This is a genomic window from Enterococcus sp. DIV0294, assembly GCF_050558155.1.
Lineage (GTDB): Bacteria > Bacillota > Bacilli > Lactobacillales > Enterococcaceae > Enterococcus > Enterococcus faecalis.
On the sequence record NZ_CP187889.1, the window covers coordinates 1309882 to 1326981 of the forward strand.

The window sequence follows — 17100 nt, forward strand, 5'->3', positions numbered from 1 at the left end:
ATTCTTATAAGAAGTATAGCATACATTTTTTTGAAAATAGTGCTTGACATGGGAACATTCCCATAATTTATCCTAAAGATGTAAACGATAACAATTTAATCAAGGAGGAAGAAGACGGATGACAAGAGGAGCATTAAAAATTGCAACAATTGGTGGCGGTTCTAGTTATACACCTGAATTAATTGAAGGATATATTAAAAGAAAAGATGAACTGCCAATTAAGGAAATTTGGTTAGTCGATATTGAAGCTGGTAAAGAAAAATTGGAAATCGTTGGGGCAATGGCGAAGCGCATGATTAAAGCTGCTGGTTTAGATTGGGAAGTTCATTTAACATTGGACCGTGAAGCAGCCTTAAAAGGGGCGGATTTTGTTTCAACACAGTTCCGTGTAGGATTATTAGATGCTCGCATTAAAGATGAACGGATTCCTTTGTCCCATGGGGTATTAGGCCAAGAAACAAATGGCGCGGGAGGAATGTTTAAAGCATTTCGAACAATTCCTGTCATTTTAGCTATTATTGACGATATGAAACGTCTTTGCCCAGATGCTTGGTTAGTGAATTTTACTAATCCAGCTGGAATGGTTACGGAAGCTGCAATTAAACATGGCGGTTGGAAAAAAACAGTTGGCTTATGTAATGTGCCGATTGGTCATAGAAAACAAGCGGCCGAAATGCTGGGAATTCCAGAAGAAGACTTATTCTTTAAATTTGCTGGAATTAATCATTTCCATTGGCACCGCGTTTGGGACAAAGAAGGACAAGAGCGAACACAAGAACTCATTGATTTAATTTACGGGCCTAAGCAAGAGCAAGAAAGTCATTTGAAAAATATTTTTGATGCGCCGTTCCATTATGAACAGTTAAAAGATTTAGGAATGTTACCATGTGGTTATCATCGCTATTATTATATTGAAGATGAGATGTTGAAGCATTCCATCGAAGAGTATGAACGGGGCGAAACAAGAGCACAAGTGGTTAAAGAAACGGAAGGTCGTCTGTTTGAATTGTATAAAGATCCCAAACTAGATTACAAACCAAAAGAATTAGAAGAACGGGGCGGCACACACTATAGCGATGCAGCTTGTGAAATGATTGCATCAATTTATAATGATAAACGAACGGATATGGTTGTTTCTACTGAAAATAATGGGACAATTACTGATTTACCGTATGATTGTGTTGTAGAAGTATCTGGACCTGTGACAGCACATGGACATGAACCTTACAACTGGGGGGCCTTTCCGCCAGCAGCACGAGGAATTATTCAAAATATGAAAGCTATGGAAGAAACGGTTATTCGAGCAGCCATCAATGGTGATTACGGCGCAGCATTGCATGCTTTCACTATTAATCCATTAGTTCCTGGCGGCGTCATGGCGAAGACCTTGTTGGACGAATTATTAATTGCCCACAAAGCGCATTTACCGAATTTTGCAGATGCGATTAATAAAATTGAAGAAACACAACCAGAAACAGTCACATATGTGGCCGAATTAATGAAAAGTAATTAAAAAATATCGCACGCTAAAGATTCGTTTAGTGTGCGATACTTTTTTTAGAATAGGAAGCAAAGGATTCCGTTTTTTTATTGACAGTAAAATGATAGGTTTGTTGCCGGAACAGCCACTGAATACCAGAGTAAATTAAAATTTCAGCAATAATAAATGTCGAAAGTTTCTGTGCGGAAAGGAATAATAGCGTTAAAATTAAAAATAAGACGACACAGGTATAAAAAACGTGTTGCAATTTTTTAGAATTGATAATCGTGATTTCTTTGGTATCTTCAGTAACTTCAATGCGCCGATAAAATTGGAACCAGCCTTCATAGAACGTTAAAACATCTCCAGGATCAGCCTCAATTTCAATAGGTACATTAGTAAAAAGTTTCCCTTGATGCACACCATTTTTATAAAATGTAAAATAGCGTAACGCGCCCCAAGCTGATGTTTTTCGTGTCAATGTAATCTTCATGGTTTTCACCTCCGTCTTTATTTTGCCATAGTTTCGGTAAAATTGTATCCTACTAAAGTCCGATTCTCTCATTTTAGGGGCAGAATTGACAAAAGAAAGCAGAGGTGTTAGTGTGGGAGTAATTAAACGAGGAGGTATAATTGTATGTTGGCATCTATCAGAATTTGGATTGACTTTTTGACAAAATAAATTGAATAAATCTTATCAAAAAGTCTGAAATTAAAATTCATGGGTGACGTGTGTACTTTTATACGAAACTACAAGGATAGCGATTAGGCTGTCCTTTTTTGCGTACCCAAGATTCTTTCGTTTCAGAAATGAAAGAAGAGGGCAAAATGAAAAAATTAGGTATTCATCTGAAAGACGTAAGTATTCACTTTTCGGGAAAACCAATTCTAGAAATTGATGAATTATTTGTATATGAAAATGAAAAAATTGGGATTATTGGTAAAAACGGCGCAGGAAAATCAACACTGCTCAATTTAATTATGGGTAAGATTCAATCAGATAAAGGAAAAGTTCAAAGATTGAACGATTTTCATTACTTGGCACAAGTAGCTGAAGAAATAACGAATGAACCAGAGAAAACTGACAAAAACTGTTTGCTAAATCAGAAAAATCAAAAACTAAGTGGTGGCGAAAAAGTCCAAAAAAGCTTAGCGACATTATTTTCAGAGTATCCAACCGGGGTTATTTTAGATGAACCAACCACACATTTAGATAAAGAACATCGTCAGTTGTTAGTGGCGGATTTAACGTATTATTATGGGACCGTTTTGTTTGTTAGTCATGATCGCTTTTTCTTGAATCAATTAGCAGAGAAAATTTGGGAAGTTTCGGATGGACATGTCAAAGAATATTTAGGAAACTACGATGCATATTGTCGTCAAAAAGAATTGGAACAGCAAACACAATATAATGTCTATCGTCAGTATCAAAAGGAAAAGAAAAAATTACAGGAATCTTACGCAAAGAAACAAGCACAAGCGCAAAAATCTAGTCATGTTTCAAAAAAACAAAAACAAAAGCAAATTAAACCTAGTCGTTTAGCTGGTTCTAAACAAAAAGATACCGTACAAAAAGCACTCCAAAAACAAGCGAAAGCGATTAATGCCAGAATTGACAGATTACCCGATGTTGCGCAAGCAAAACAAGAGCGAAAAATTATTTTTCCTACTAATAATCAGTTCTCTTTATACAATCCATATCCAATTAGAATTGAAAATTTAACTTTCGCTTATGAGAATCGAACAATTCTTAACCAAGTGAACGTTCAAATTCCTTTAAACGAAAAAATAGCACTTTGTGGAAAAAATGGTGCTGGGAAGAGTACCTTCCTTCAACAAATTGAAGCTCGTCACCCGGCCATTTACTTTTCTCCCAAAGTCCGGTTAGGAACGTATCATCAATTAGATTATCGATTAAAAAATGATGAACCACTGTTGACTTATTTATTGAAGCGGACAAATTATTCTGAAAAGATTGTGCGTTCACTTTTATATCGGCTAGGTTTTCAACAAGAAAATTTACAGACAAAGATATCTTCTCTAAGTGGTGGCGAAGCCATAAAAATTACTTTGGCGCAACTGTTTATAGAACCAAATAATATTATCTTATTGGATGAACCCACCAATTTTCTTGATTTAGAGACAATCCAAGCACTTGAAGAATTTATAAGTGCCTATCAAGGAACAGTAATTTTTACCTCGCATGATGAAACGTTTGTGGAAAAAGTAGCCACCCGCACTATTTATTTAGAAAACGGGAAAATTATTGATAAATAAAAAAAGTAAACAAAAAGTCGCTATTGTAGCGACTTTTTGTTTAGACTTCTTCAATTGGTAAATAGGTGTATTCTGCAATTTCTGCGGCATGGGAGCCAGCAACATGTCCAGTGACAAATGCAGCTGTAACATTGTAGCCTCCAGTATAGCCATTAATATCTAAAAGTTCACCAGCAAAAAATAAACCATTGACTAATTTGCTCTCCATTGTTTTTGGGGTCACTTCTTTGAGGGAAATCCCACCGCCTGTGACAAAAGATTTTTCCAAAGGCAATGTTTTCGTAACAGTGAACTGAAAGTCTTTCAGTAGTTCCACAAAGGAAAGACGTTGCTTTTCTGTTAGTTGTTTGGCAGGCACTTCTTCAATTGCTAGTTTCTCTAGATAAAAAGTGAGCAGCCGTTCTGGTATTAAAGAATGAAAGGCATTTTTTGCCACTTTATTTGGCTGTTCCTCAATCATGTAATCAACATTTTTCAGCACTTCTTCAAAAGATTTTGTCGGAAACACATCCAAGGCTACCGTGACAGGTTGATTGCCGTTGCGAGTTAATTCTTGGTTAATAAAACTAGAACAGCGGAGCGCGGCAGGTCCTGAAATGCCAAAATGTGTAAACAGCATATCCATTTGATGATTAACTAAAGGTTTTCCTTTTTGGTTCAAAACAGTTAAATTAACATCTTGTAAAGAGAGACCTTGCAACGTTTTATCAAGGATAAAAGGTTCTTCAGAAATAATAGGCGATTCGGTAGGGTAGAGTGGGCTGATGGTATGCCCCATTTTTTTGGCTAGTTTATAGCCATCACCAGTTGCTCCTGTGGAAGGATAAGTGCGGCCGCCAGTTGTTAATACAACACACGGTGCATAAATTTTTTCCAGTTCGGTTTCAACGCCAATTATTTGATCGTCTTTTCGTAGTAATTTTGTGACCTGTGTTTTTGTAAAAACAGTGACTCCTAATTCGTTAATGCGGTTAAATAGCGCATCAACAATTGACTTCGATTTATCTGTAACAGGGAACATGCGTCCGTGATCTTCTTCTTTTAAGTGAATACCATTGGATTCAAAAAAGTTCATGATATCATAGTTATCAAATTGTGAAAATGCGCTGTACAAAAATTTTCCATTCCCAGGAATAAATGAAATGATTTCTTCTGCGGGCCGATTATTGGTTACATTACAGCGGCCGCCACCAGTCATTAATAATTTTTTCCCAACACGGCGATTTTTTTCAATCAATAATACTTGAGCGCCAGCTTCTGCGGCCGCAATCGTGGCCATCATACCACTCGTCCCAGCACCGACAATAATTACATCAAATTTCTTCATAGTTCTCCTCCAATTCAATAGGTAGTGTACCATAATTACGGGATTTTTTCTGGATTTAAGGAAAAAATAAACGTTTGACTATGGTAATTTTTGAATTTTCAGTTAAAATAAACCTATAACAATGAGAGGATGATTAAATGGACGCAAAACAATATGTTAAAAATATTCAAGAAAAGATTCACCAATTAGACCAAGGTCAAACAGAATATTTACAAGCAGTCGATGAGTTTTTACCAACCGTAGAAGGTTTTTTAGAAAAAAATCCTCAATACATTGAAGCAAATGTTTTAGGTGTCTTGATTGAACCTGAACGTATTTTTCAATTTCGTGTGCCGTGGCAAGATGACCAGGGCAACTGGCATGTGAACAGAGGCTATCGTGTCCAATATAATTCAGCGATTGGACCATACAAAGGTGGTTTGCGGTTTCATCCAAGTGTGAATTTAAGTGTGATGAAGTTTTTGGCCTTTGAACAAATTTTTAAAAATAGTTTAACTGGTTTGCCAATCGGTGGCGGCAAAGGCGGTAGTGATTTTGATCCAAAAGGCAAGTCAGATGCTGAAGTCATGCGTTTTTGTCAAAGTTTCATGACCGAACTTCAAAAACATATTGGTCCAAGTACAGATGTTCCAGCAGGCGATATTGGCGTAGGCGCTCGTGAAATTGGTTATTTGTTTGGCATGTATAAACGCTTGCGCAACTATGATGCAGGAGTGTTGACTGGAAAACCTTTAGGATACTGGGGAAGCCAAGCAAGAACAGAAGCGACGGGTTATGGAACGGTTTATTTTGTTAAACATTTATTAGCAGATAAAAACGATACGTTTGAAGGCAAAAAAGTCGCTGTTTCTGGTAGCGGGAATGTCGCAATTTATGCCATGGAAAAAGCAACTGAGCTAGGCGCCACAGTAATCACATGTTCCGATTCGTCTGGTTTTGTCTATGATCCAGAAGGAATTGATGTGGCGTTAGTAAAAGAACTAAAAGAAAAAAATCGTGAACGCATTTCAAAATATGTTGAAACACGTAAAGGCGCAACTTATTATGACAAAGAATCTGTTTGGGATTTCGAAACAGCGTATGATATTGCGTTACCATGTGCAACACAAAATGAAATCAACAAAAAGCAAGCCGCTATTTTAGTGAAAAATGGAGTGAAAGTCGTGGCAGAAGGCGCAAATATGCCTTGTACACTAGAAGCAGTCGCCGTTTTTGCTAAATCAGCTGTAATTTATTGTCCAGGTAAAGCCGCTAATGCAGGTGGTGTTGCGGTTTCTGCATTAGAGATGAGCCAAAATGCTGAACGTTTAGCTTGGTCCTTTGAAAAAGTTGACGGTATGCTAGATCAAATTATGCAAAACATTTATGAGACTTGTCGTGATACAGCTAACGAATATCAGGCACGAGATAACTTTGTTTTAGGTGCGAATATTGCTGGCTTTGAAAAAGTAGCGGCAGCGATGCTAAGTCAAGGACTCGTTTAATAACAAAAAATGCTAGGATTTCCTAGCATTTTTTCTTGGTTTGTTTGATTAAGAGAATAAATATCTCTAATTAAATAGTTAAAATTAAACAATTGGTCTATCCAAAAGAATTTGCTTGAAAAAATGTCTAAAAACACGTAAAGTATACATGTAGTAAGTTTACTTTCGAGGAGGAAAAGGAATGTCACACATTCAATTAGATTATTCCAAATTAGCACCATTTGTTGCTGACCATGAATTGGAATACATGCAAACACAAGTCACTGCAGTGGACAAAGCATTACGTGAAGGTACAGGAGCTGGTAATGATTTTACTGGCTGGATTGATTTACCAGAAAACTATGACAAAGAAGAATTCGCGCGCATTAAAAAAGCAGCAGCAAAAATTCAATCTGACTCTGAGGTATTAGTAGTCATTGGTATCGGTGGTTCATATTTAGGTGCCCGTGCAGCAATTGAATTTTTGACACATTCATTTAATAATCTATTATCAAAAGAAGAACGGAAAGCGCCACAAATCTTCTTTGCTGGAAATAGCATCAGCTCAACTTATTTAGCTGATTTAATCAATGTGATTGGTGATCGTGATTTTTCTGTCAACGTTATTTCAAAATCTGGAACTACGACAGAACCAGCGATTGCTTTCCGCGTCTTTAAAGAGTTATTAATTAATAAATATGGCAAAGAAGAAGCCAATAAACGTATTTATGCGACAACTGACCGTGCTAAAGGAGCAGTAAAAGTTGAAGCTGATGCGGAAGGTTGGGAAACATTTGTGATTCCTGATGATGTGGGCGGCCGTTTCACTGTTTTAACGCCAGTAGGTCTTTTACCAATCGCTGTTAGCGGTGCAGATATTGATCGTTTAATGGAAGGTGCAAATGATGCACGTAAAGAATACGGCGCAACGAGCGACTTAAAAGAAAACCAAGCCTATCAATATGCTGCGTTACGTAACATTTTATATCGTAAAGGTAAAACAACTGAAATGTTAATTAACTATGAGCCTGGCATGCACTATTTCTCTGAATGGTGGAAACAATTATACGGTGAATCAGAAGGAAAAGATGGCAAAGGTATTTTCCCAGCAGCCGCAGACTTTTCAACTGACTTACATTCCATGGGTCAATATGTTCAAGAAGGTATGCGTAACTTATTTGAAACAGTGGTTAAAATTGAAAATCCACGCCATAGCATTTCAATTCCGGAACAAAATGAAGATCTAGATGGCCTAGGCTATTTACAAGGAAAAGAAATTGACTTCGTCAATACAAAAGCGTTCGAAGGTACGTTGCTTGCTCACACAGATGGTGGTGTGCCAAACATGATCGTTAAAGTGCCAACAATGGATGCTTATTCATTAGGTTATGTTATGTACTTCTTCGAAATTGCGGTGGGCATCTCAGGTTACTTAAATGGGGTTAATCCATTTGACCAACCAGGTGTTGAAGCTTACAAACGCAACATGTTCGCTTTATTAGGTAAACCAGGTTTTGAAGAATTAGCAAAAGATTTAAATGCACGTCTATAATTTGTAAATAACAGAAGAAAAGAGCCAGAAACGTAAGTGTTTCTGGCTCTTTTCTTCTGTTTAAATTATTTTTCCAATGGTTCGTTCCATTTTTTAGGACTCCAAATAGTTCCTTCCAATGCAACTTGAAGACTTTCATTATCATCTTCTAATTGTTCAATATATTTGATGGTTTCCTCGATAATAAAAGAATTGGGTTCTTCGCTGATTGACTGAAGTTGTTCTGCTAACCATGTATTTCTCATTTTTCTTCACCTCAAAATGTAGTCTATCATAGGTGAGCTTTTTAGTAATGAAACTTGCTTATTGGTTTTCCTTTAAAATAGCATAAATTCGTTCAATATCCGCTTGGGTACCTCTTAATTCATAATCAGCTAAGAAGGGGAAGTTAAATTGTTCCGCATACTGTTTAGCTGTCAGGCAGTATTGGTGGTTAAAGTTTTTATTGCCGCTGCCCACCACGCCAGAGCAATAACGATAATTATTTTCAAAAGCAAGATATTCTCGCATGACTTCTGTTAAAATTTCGGTATTGCCGTTGTTGATGCCATCGCCACCATCTAAATAGGTAGGCACAAAGGTAAAAAATGGTTCTGCTTCTACTTCTAACGGAGAATTTTCCGAAATTTCTTTGAAAGTAATCGTAGGATTTTTTTCGTTGTGCTGATGTTGCTCTTCAGCATAAGTTGTTAAACGTTGAACAAATGAGCGTGTATTACCAGAGATTGAAATATATCGTATATTCATCAGAGATCCCTCCAAATAAATTTAATTGTTTACGTAAGTATAGCACATCTATGTGAAAAAAATTCAAGATCAATAATTATAAAGCGAAAAAAATAATGCCTTTTTATTACCTATTATAAAAGTGAAAATTTGTTATTTTAATTCATTTGGGTAAGTATTGAATTTTGCGAAAAACTTTGCTAAGATGGTAGAGTATTGAATAAAGAATGGTTGGGCGAAAGCTTCAAGGATTCAGTTCTTCAAGGGGTGAGAAGAACAATTTTTGAGTTTGCGCCTTTTTGCATACCTAAAACAAAAGGGCTGAGCGTATCTCTATTTCGCTAGTCCTTTTTCTTATATGCTAAAGGTGTAAAAACTAAGGAGGTGGAGACAATGGTACAAGAAGTACTAGAGCAAATCAAGGCAGTGGAAGATGCGGTGGAAGAGCATCGGCAACAAGCTAAGATGAATTGTCGTTTATATGAAGAGCAGAAGCAAGAACGTTTAGCTGAACTACGTCAAGAGAGTGAAGAAGCTGTTGAAAAAGTGCTGACGGATTCACTAGCAACGCAAGAAAAGATGTTACAACTTGAAAAAAAACAACTTTTAGATGAAACAAAGCGCACTGAACAAGCGCTTCACGAACGTTACGAAGCGAACAAAGAACAAGTCATTGATTCAATTATTGAGAGGGTGAAAGACGTTTATGGCAGTTAGTAAAATGGAAAAAATGACAATAATTGCCGCTGCCGAAAAAGAAGCAGCAATTCTACAAGCCATTCAAGGCTTGCAAATTGTCGAAGTAAAACGGATTTTTCATTCGCCTGAAGAAGAACAAGCCTTAAAGAGTCAATATTCTTTTTTACAAGCAGAACAGTCAACTGAACAGCTACGTAAATATGAAACGATGCTACAACAATTGCAAGAGCTTCTTTTATTTTTGACACGCTCTTCAGGAAAAGGGTTAAAGATAAAAAGAAAAGTCTATACTTTGGAAGAGTTGGAACAAACCTTTGATGAAGAAACATTACAAAGCTATTTGACGGAATTAAAGAATATTCAAGAATCTTTGAAACAAATTCAAACGGATCGTCAAGGATTAGAAGCTGAAGAAGAATTATTAGGCCGCTGGCAATATCTGGATATTTTACCGCATAAACAGCAGTTAAAAAGTAGTTATGTCGTTCATGGTTCGATAAATCTAGCCAATAAAGCCAGTTTCTTGAGCGCTTTGTCTCAATGGCCAACGGTTTATTTTGAAGAAATTTATCAAAGTATGCATCATAGTTACTTTACACTCGTTTACCTGAAGGAACATCAGCAGAGTGTAACCGAGTTATTAAACCAATATAGTTTTGAACCACTCCAATACCGTTATGATGTTCCGCCTAAAGAGGCATATCAACAAGTCAAAGAACGATATGAAATTTTACAAAAAGAAGAAAAAGCCTTAAAGCAACAACTGGCTTCTTATCATGATTTTTATGAAACGTTTTGCTTGGCTGAAGAAGTCTTATTGGCGGTTATCCAAAGAGAACAAGCACGTCAACATTTGTTAAATGCTTCATCATTTTTCATCTTGCAAACGTGGATTCCAGTCGAAGAAAAAGCCGATATTTTGACAGCGATTGAAGAAAAAGTTCCTAAGGACGAAATAGCTCTTACTTTTGAAAATCCTACGAAGGCGGAAATTGAGACGGATATACCGGTTAAACTAGCGAATAATAAACTGGTGCAGCCGTTTGAAATGTTAACAGAGATGTATAGCTTACCAAAATATGAAGAAGTTGATCCGACACCTGCGATGATGCCGTTTTATCTAGTCTTTTTTGGCATGATGGTAGCGGATATTGGCTACGGCTTACTGATGCTGCTCTTGTCTATTATTGCTTTGAAAGCATTTGTTTTACCGAGAGGCATGAAACGTTTTGCCGACTTTTTCTTGATTTTATCATTTCCAACAATTATTTGGGGCTTCATTTACGGTTCGTTTTTCGGTGCAGCATTACCGCCAACAATGTTTGGAATCAAATCACCATTTCCGATTTTATCAACGACCGAAGATGTAAATACGATTCTTATTTTATCGGTTATTTTTGGGTTTATTCAATTGGTTGTCGGTTTAATGATTAATGGGATTCAGTTATCAAAACAAAAACGCTATTTAGATAGTATTAACGAAAGTTACGCTTGGTTAGGGATTTTGTTTGGTTTAGCATTGTTAGTCGTTGGTAAATTAGTGGTTAAAAATGAAGGCTTATTTACAGCAGGTGCGATTTTAGCTAGCCTTTCTGCCATTGCAATTATTGTGATTCCAATGATTCAATCGAAGGCCAAATTAAAAGGCTTAGCCAAAGGACTGTATGGACTATACGGTGTGACAGGTTATGTCGGTGATTTAGTTAGTTATACACGTTTGATGGCGTTAGGAATTGCTGGGGGAAGTATTGCTTCAGCGTTTAATATGCTCGTAGAGTTCATGCCGCCAGTTGCCCGTTTTAGCGTGGGCATCTTGCTGTTAATTGTTTTACATGCGTTAAACATATTCTTATCGTTATTAGGTGCTTATGTTCATGGCGCACGTTTGCAATATGTTGAGTTCTTTGGAAAATTTTACACAGGCGGTGGCCGGGCGTTTAATCCGCTAAAAACAAAAGAAAAGTATGTCAATGTTGAGAAAAAATAGAAAATTATTTATTGGAGGAAAATAGAGATGATGGATTACTTAATTAATAATAATGGTGGAATTGTTTTTGCAGTATTAGGAATGGCAATGGCGACAATTTTTGCTGGGATTGGATCAGCCAAAGGGGTTGGCTTTACTGGGGAAGCAGCAGCAGCTTTAACGACGGAGCAGCCAGAAAAATTTGGTCAAGCGTTAATTTTACAGTTATTACCAGGTACACAAGGACTGTACGGTTTCGTTATTGCTTTCTTAATTTATATTAACTTAGGAAACGATATGAGTATGGTTCAAGGGTTGAACTATTTTGTAGCAGCTTTACCAATTGCTTTTGCAGGATTGTTCTCTGGGATTGCCCAAGGTCGTGTAGCCGCTGCGGGGATCCAAATTTTAGCGAAGAAACCAGAACATGCAACAAAAGGAATTATCTATGCTGCCATGGTTGAAACTTATGCCATCTTAGGGTTTGTAATTTCCTTCTTACTTGTATTGAACGTCAAATAATTGAGGAGGCAGATGGATGGATGCCATTGAAAAAATCATCAGTGAAATTAAGCAGCAAGGAAAGCAAGAAGTCGAAGCCTATGTCACCAGTGAACAAACGCGCATCGATCAAGAATTCCAAGCAGCACAACAAGAAATTTTGCTGAAGCAAGAACATGAAATAGAAAAACGACAACAACAATTATTAAAAGAATTTAAACAACGCCAACAACGGCAAACACTAGAAATTCGTCAGGATGCATTAAATAAAAAACAAGCATATCTTAACCAATTATTTGACGAAGTGGTCTTAAAGATGAGTGAATGGTCAGCAGAAGAATTTCAACAATTTATGAAAGTACAATTAGGTTCACTTGAATTAACAGGAAAAGCGACCATTCTTTTAGGCGAGTATTCTCAAACGAAAGTGACGCAAGAATGGCTGACCGCCCTTTCTGATGCTACTGTTCAATGGGAGCTTTCAGAGGAAGTTGTTCCAAAAGAAAGTGGCTTTATCGTTGCAAAAGACGGTTTGGATTATAATTTTCTCTTTTCAGCATTAGTTGAAGAGATTCAAAAAACAGAAGGCTTTAAAGTAGCAGAAAAACTTTTCAGTTAAGAAGGGAGGACGTAGCATGAGAAAACCAACGTATCATCAAATTAATCCGCTGATTCGTTTAAAAGAAACGGAGCTGCTTTCTGAGCAACAGTTTCAACAACTTTTAGAAGCGGAAACAGTTGAAGACGTTAAAAATATGTTAAAAAGTACGGTTTATCAACCTTATTTAACCGAAACTTTTGAAGAAAAATTTGACTACCATTCTTCTGAAGCGCTGGGAAGTCTTTATCGCTGGTTATATGAAATGGCTCCAGAACCAGCTGTAGTAACGTTGTATACGATGCGTTTTACCTTCCATAACTTGAAAATTTTGACGAAAGCTGAGCGAACAGGTAAAGATTTTGATTATCTTTATTTAGAAGATGGTCGTTATTCTCTAAACACAGTCAAAAGTGCCATTCATACAAAAAACTCTTCCGAACTTGAACCAGCATTATTAGAAGTGATCCGTGATGTTTTTGCTTATCTGGAAGAAGGCGGTTTGCCGCAAGCAATTGATATCCTTTATGATCGAGCATTTTTACAGCAACAGCGAAAATTAGCGGATGAATTGGGCTATGAAGAGTTAACGAAGGAAGTCATCGCTTTTATTGATTTAACCAATCTATCAACGATGGCTAGAGGGATTGTTCAACATCAAAACAGTAACTTTTTATCAACCGTGCTTTCTAGCGCTGGCAGTCTCTCAAAGAAAGAGCTGTTGACCTATGCGGAAAAGTCACTTGTAGAATTTACAGCATTTGTCAGAACAACGAATTACGGACAACTATTAGAAAAGATTATCAATAAAGAAACCAATGAATTAAATTTATTGGCTTTTGAAAAACTCAAAGATGATTACCTGACCTCAATGTATGAAAACGGTCGAACGGTTGCTTTTGGGCCGCTCCCATTACTAGCCTTTTTGAATGCGAAAGAGGTTGAATGGAAAAATCTACGTTTAATTTTGGTCGGAAAACATAGTGGGTTTTCAAATGAAAAAATTCGAGAAAGGATGCGAAAAGTCAATGGGGTATAAAATTGGTGTCATTGGAGACAAAAATTCAATCTTACCATTTAAACTGTTTGGCTTTGAGGTCCATCATGCCATTTCAGAAATGCAAGTTAGAGAAGCCATTGAAACTATGGCAAAAAATAAGTTTGGGGTCATTTTCATAACGGAAGAAGCCTCTACTTTAGCAGAAGAAACGATTGAACGATACAAAGAACAAGTGACACCAGCGATTATTTTAATCCCAAGTCATAATGGTACAATCGGAATCGGTTTAAGTGAGATTGAAAAAAATGTTGAAAAAGCAATTGGACAAAATATTTTATAATGCAAAGGAGAATGAGCGTGCAAATTGGAAAAATTGTCAAAGTTTCAGGTCCTTTGATTTTAGCTGAAAACATGTCAGATGCTAGTATCCAAGACATTTGTCATGTAGGAGATTTAGGCGTTATCGGAGAGATTATTGAAATGCGAGGCGACGTCGCTTCGATTCAAGTATATGAAGAAACAACAGGCATTGGACCAGGAGAACCAGTTATTTCAACAGGAGAACCATTATCTGTTGAATTAGCCCCAGGTTTAATTGCCGAAATGTTTGATGGTATTCAACGACCATTGGATACATTTCAAGAAGTAACCCACAGTAACTTTTTAGGCCGTGGCGTTAAAATTGATGCGTTAGATCGTGAGAAAAAATGGACGTTTGAACCGACTGTGGCAGTTGGTGAAGAAGTGTCGGCAGGTGACATCGTCGGTGTGGTTCAAGAAACAGCGATTATTCAACATAAAATTATGGTGCCTTTCGGCGTTTCAGGAACGATTGCCGAAATTAAAGCAGGGGACTTTGCCATTGATGAAACAGTTTATTCAGTGGAAACGGCTAAAGGAACAGAAAGTTTTAGCATGATGCAAAAATGGCCCGTTCGGCGGGGACGTCCCATTTTAGAAAAACTAAGTCCCAAAGTACCGATGGTGACCGGACAACGCGTAATTGATACCTTTTTCCCAATTACGAAAGGCGGAGCGGCAGCAGTTCCAGGACCATTTGGCGCTGGAAAAACAGTCGTTCAGCACCAAATTGCTAAGTGGGCTGATGTCGACTTAGTCGTTTACGTTGGTTGTGGGGAACGCGGGAATGAAATGACAGATGTTTTAAATGAATTTCCAGAATTAATTGATCCAACAACTGGTGAGTCTTTGATGAATCGGACGATTTTAATTGCGAATACGTCAAATATGCCGGTAGCGGCACGGGAAGCCTCGATTTATACAGGGATTACCATTGCAGAATATTTCCGTGATATGGGTTACTCAGTCGCAATTATGGCGGATTCTACTTCTCGTTGGGCAGAAGCGTTACGAGAAATGAGTGGTCGGTTAGAAGAAATGCCTGGTGATGAAGGCTATCCAGCCTATTTAGGTAGTCGCTTAGCTGAATATTATGAACGAGCAGGACAAGTCATCGCGTTAGGAAAAGATCATCGTGAAGGAAGCATTACGGCGATTAGTGCGGTTTCGCCATCTGGTGGGGACATATCAGAACCTGTCACCCAAAATACGTTACGCGTTGTTAAAGTATTCTGGGGCTTAGATTCCCAATTAGCACAAAAACGTCATTTTCCTTCTATTAACTGGTTGCAAAGTTATTCTCTTTACTCCACAGAAGTAGGGCAATATTTAGACTTGGAATTGCAAGGAAACTGGGCCGCTATGGTAGCTGAAGGGATGCGGATTTTACAAGAGGAATCTCAACTGGAAGAAATTGTTCGCTTGGTTGGGATTGATTCCTTGTCGGATAAAGACCGTTTAACGTTGGAAACAGCCAAATCATTACGGGAAGACTATTTGCAACAAAATGCTTTTGATGACGTAGATACGTTCACTTCTCGATCCAAACAAGCGAAAATGTTGCAATTGATTCTAACTTTTGGTGAAGAAGGTCAAAAAGCCTTAAGTTTAGGCACTTATTTCTCTGAGTTAATGGCGGGAACAGTTGAAATCCGTGATCGCATTGCTCGTAGCAAGTATTTACCAGAAGAAGAATTAGAAAAATTGGATCGTTTACAAGCAGAAATTAAAACAACGATAAAAGAAATCATTGCTGAAGGAGGAATGACGAATGATTAAAGAATATCGCACAATCAATGAAGTCGTTGGTCCTCTGATGATTGTTGAAAAAGTGGCAGGCGTAAAGTATGAAGAATTAATTGAAGTACGCATGCAAAATGGCGAAATTCGCCAAGGGCAAGTTTTAGAAATCAATGGAGATAAAGCGATGGTCCAAATTTTTGAAGGAACGAGTAACATCAATATTCGTGATTCAAAAGTTCGCTTTCTGGGACATCCTTTAGAATTAGGGGTTTCGCCAGATATGATGGGGCGCGTTTTTGACGGCTTAGGTCGCTTAAAAGATAATGGACCAGAATTATTACCTGAGAAAAAATTAGATATTAACGGCGAAGTTATCAATCCAGTTACTCGTGATTATCCCGATGAGTTCATCCAAACAGGAATTTCAGCGATTGACCATTTAAATACCTTAGTTCGTGGTCAAAAATTACCTGTTTTTTCAGCATCTGGCTTACCTCATAAAGAATTAGCGGCACAAATTGCCAGACAAGCCAACGTGTTAAATAGTGAAGAAGAATTTGCCGTAGTTTTTGCGGCCATTGGGATTACCTTTGAAGAAGCGGAATATTTTATGGAAGATTTCCGTCAAACAGGCGCAATTGATCGTTCAGTCTTGTTTATGAACTTAGCGAATGATCCAGCCATTGAACGGATTGCAACACCTAGAATGGCTTTGACAGCCGCTGAATATTTAGCTTATGAAAAGGGCATGCATGTCTTAGTTATCATGACGGATATGACCAATTATTGCGAAGCGTTGCGAGAAATTTCAGCAGCACGCCGTGAAGTTCCAGGACGTCGTGGTTACCCAGGTTATCTTTACACGAACTTAGCAACGTTGTATGAACGGGCAGGCCGAATTCGTGGCTCAAAAGGTTCCGTAACACAGATTCCTATTTTAACAATGCCAGAGGAGGATAAAACACATCCAATTCCCGATTTAACTGGTTATATTACGGAAGGGCAAATTATCTTGTCTCGGGAACTATATAAGAGCGGTATCCAACCACCAATTGATGTATTGCCATCACTTTCCCGTCTTAAAGACAAAGGAACTGGCGAAGGCAAAACGCGCGGGGATCACGCAGCGACGATGAATCAATTGTTCTCAGCCTATGCACAAGGGAAACAAGCCAAAGAATTAGCTGTCATTTTAGGAGAATCAGCTCTTTCCGATGTCGATAAAATTTACGCAGCTTTTGCCCAACGTTTTGAAGAAGAATATGTCAATCAAGGATTCGATACAAACCGTTCGATTGAAGAAACGTTAGATCTTGGGTGGGAACTATTAAGTATGCTACCGAGAACAGAACTAAAACGAATTAAAGAGGATATGCTCGATCAATATTTAACTGAAGGGAAGTAGAAA

The 17100-nt window shown here is 37.6% G+C and carries 16 protein-coding genes and 1 other annotated feature; of the genes, 12 read left to right on the plus strand and 4 right to left on the minus strand.

Annotated elements, in window-relative coordinates; translation table 11 throughout:
• Positions 1-118 precede the first annotated feature (118 nt).
• Complete coding sequence (locus tag IGJ20_RS06470; RefSeq protein WP_002357694.1) at positions 119-1513, plus strand: 6-phospho-beta-glucosidase; 1395 nt, start codon at positions 119-121, stop codon at positions 1511-1513.
• Positions 1514-1538: 25 nt separating this feature from the next.
• On the opposite strand, the gene IGJ20_RS06475 is transcribed toward IGJ20_RS06470, so the two are convergent.
• On the minus strand, positions 1539-2045 hold the full coding sequence (locus IGJ20_RS06475; RefSeq protein ID WP_202522524.1) for a hypothetical protein: 507 nt from the start codon (positions 2043-2045) through the stop codon (positions 1539-1541).
• Positions 2046-2290: 245 nt separating this feature from the next.
• On the opposite strand from IGJ20_RS06475, the gene abc-f reads away from it, so the two are divergent.
• Positions 2291-3757 carry a ribosomal protection-like ABC-F family protein gene (gene abc-f, locus IGJ20_RS06480; RefSeq protein ID WP_202522631.1) on the plus strand — a complete coding sequence of 489 codons (1467 nt, stop codon included), beginning with the start codon at positions 2291-2293 and terminating at the stop codon, positions 3755-3757.
• 40 nt (positions 3758-3797) lie between these two features.
• Here abc-f and IGJ20_RS06485 read toward each other — a convergent pair whose 3' ends face one another.
• The gene (locus IGJ20_RS06485) at positions 3798-5084 is read right to left on the minus strand and encodes an NAD(P)/FAD-dependent oxidoreductase (protein ID WP_002357691.1); all 1287 of its coding nucleotides are present in this window, start codon (positions 5082-5084) and stop codon (positions 3798-3800) included.
• A gap of 137 nt (positions 5085-5221) precedes the next feature.
• On the opposite strand from IGJ20_RS06485, the gene gdhA reads away from it, so the two are divergent.
• Together gdhA and IGJ20_RS06495 are read left to right on the plus strand one after the other, a co-directional pair.
• Positions 5222-6568 (plus strand): NADP-specific glutamate dehydrogenase, encoded by a 1347-nt coding sequence (gene gdhA, locus IGJ20_RS06490; RefSeq protein WP_002378306.1) that lies wholly within the window; start codon positions 5222-5224, stop codon positions 6566-6568.
• Between the two features lie 181 nt (positions 6569-6749).
• Positions 6750-8099, plus strand: a complete 1350-nt coding sequence (locus IGJ20_RS06495; RefSeq protein ID WP_002357685.1) for a glucose-6-phosphate isomerase — start codon at positions 6750-6752, stop codon at positions 8097-8099.
• Positions 8100-8164: 65 nt separating this feature from the next.
• Here the strand turns inward: IGJ20_RS06495 and IGJ20_RS06500 are convergent, their stop codons facing one another.
• On the minus strand, positions 8165-8344 hold the full coding sequence (locus IGJ20_RS06500; protein ID WP_002357684.1) for a hypothetical protein: 180 nt from the start codon (positions 8342-8344) through the stop codon (positions 8165-8167).
• Between the two features lie 58 nt (positions 8345-8402).
• Positions 8403-8846, minus strand: coding sequence for a class Ib ribonucleoside-diphosphate reductase assembly flavoprotein NrdI (nrdI, locus tag IGJ20_RS06505; RefSeq protein WP_010777617.1), 444 nt, complete (start codon positions 8844-8846; stop codon positions 8403-8405).
• A 208-nt stretch (positions 8847-9054) separates the two neighbouring features.
• Positions 9055-9102, plus strand: a sequence feature (sodium ion sensor (DUF1646 type); this cis-regulatory element may regulate processes involved in with the transportation of sodium ions).
• Positions 9103-9218: 116 nt separating this feature from the next.
• Here nrdI and IGJ20_RS06510 point away from each other — a divergent pair.
• The 8 genes from IGJ20_RS06510 to IGJ20_RS06545 are packed head-to-tail and all read left to right on the plus strand — an operon-like array spanning position 9219 to position 17097.
• Positions 9219-9542: an ATPase V gene (locus IGJ20_RS06510; protein ID WP_202522525.1), complete on the plus strand. Its 324-nt coding sequence runs from the start codon at positions 9219-9221 to the stop codon at positions 9540-9542.
• The gene (locus tag IGJ20_RS06515) at positions 9532-11511 is read left to right on the plus strand and encodes a V-type ATP synthase subunit I (protein ID WP_002361772.1); all 1980 of its coding nucleotides are present in this window, start codon (positions 9532-9534) and stop codon (positions 11509-11511) included. Before IGJ20_RS06510 ends, IGJ20_RS06515 begins: the two co-directional genes overlap by 11 nt.
• A gap of 27 nt (positions 11512-11538) precedes the next feature.
• Positions 11539-12012: a V-type ATP synthase subunit K gene (locus IGJ20_RS06520; protein WP_002363905.1), complete on the plus strand. Its 474-nt coding sequence runs from the start codon at positions 11539-11541 to the stop codon at positions 12010-12012.
• A 16-nt stretch (positions 12013-12028) separates the two neighbouring features.
• Positions 12029-12610 (plus strand): V-type ATP synthase subunit E, encoded by a 582-nt coding sequence (locus IGJ20_RS06525; protein WP_002398268.1) that lies wholly within the window; start codon positions 12029-12031, stop codon positions 12608-12610.
• A gap of 16 nt (positions 12611-12626) precedes the next feature.
• Complete coding sequence (locus IGJ20_RS06530) at positions 12627-13628, plus strand: V-type ATPase subunit (protein ID WP_002363908.1); 1002 nt, start codon at positions 12627-12629, stop codon at positions 13626-13628.
• Positions 13618-13929, plus strand: a complete 312-nt coding sequence (locus IGJ20_RS06535) for a V-type ATP synthase subunit F (protein WP_002357676.1) — start codon at positions 13618-13620, stop codon at positions 13927-13929. Before IGJ20_RS06530 ends, IGJ20_RS06535 begins: the two co-directional genes overlap by 11 nt.
• Before the next feature lie 17 nt (positions 13930-13946).
• On the plus strand, positions 13947-15728 hold the full coding sequence (locus IGJ20_RS06540) for a V-type ATP synthase subunit A (protein WP_010822793.1): 1782 nt from the start codon (positions 13947-13949) through the stop codon (positions 15726-15728).
• Positions 15721-17097 carry a V-type ATP synthase subunit B gene (locus tag IGJ20_RS06545; protein WP_202522526.1) on the plus strand — a complete coding sequence of 459 codons (1377 nt, stop codon included), beginning with the start codon at positions 15721-15723 and terminating at the stop codon, positions 17095-17097. The genes IGJ20_RS06540 and IGJ20_RS06545 overlap by 8 nt, the downstream gene beginning before the upstream one ends.
• Positions 17098-17100 lie beyond the last annotated feature (3 nt).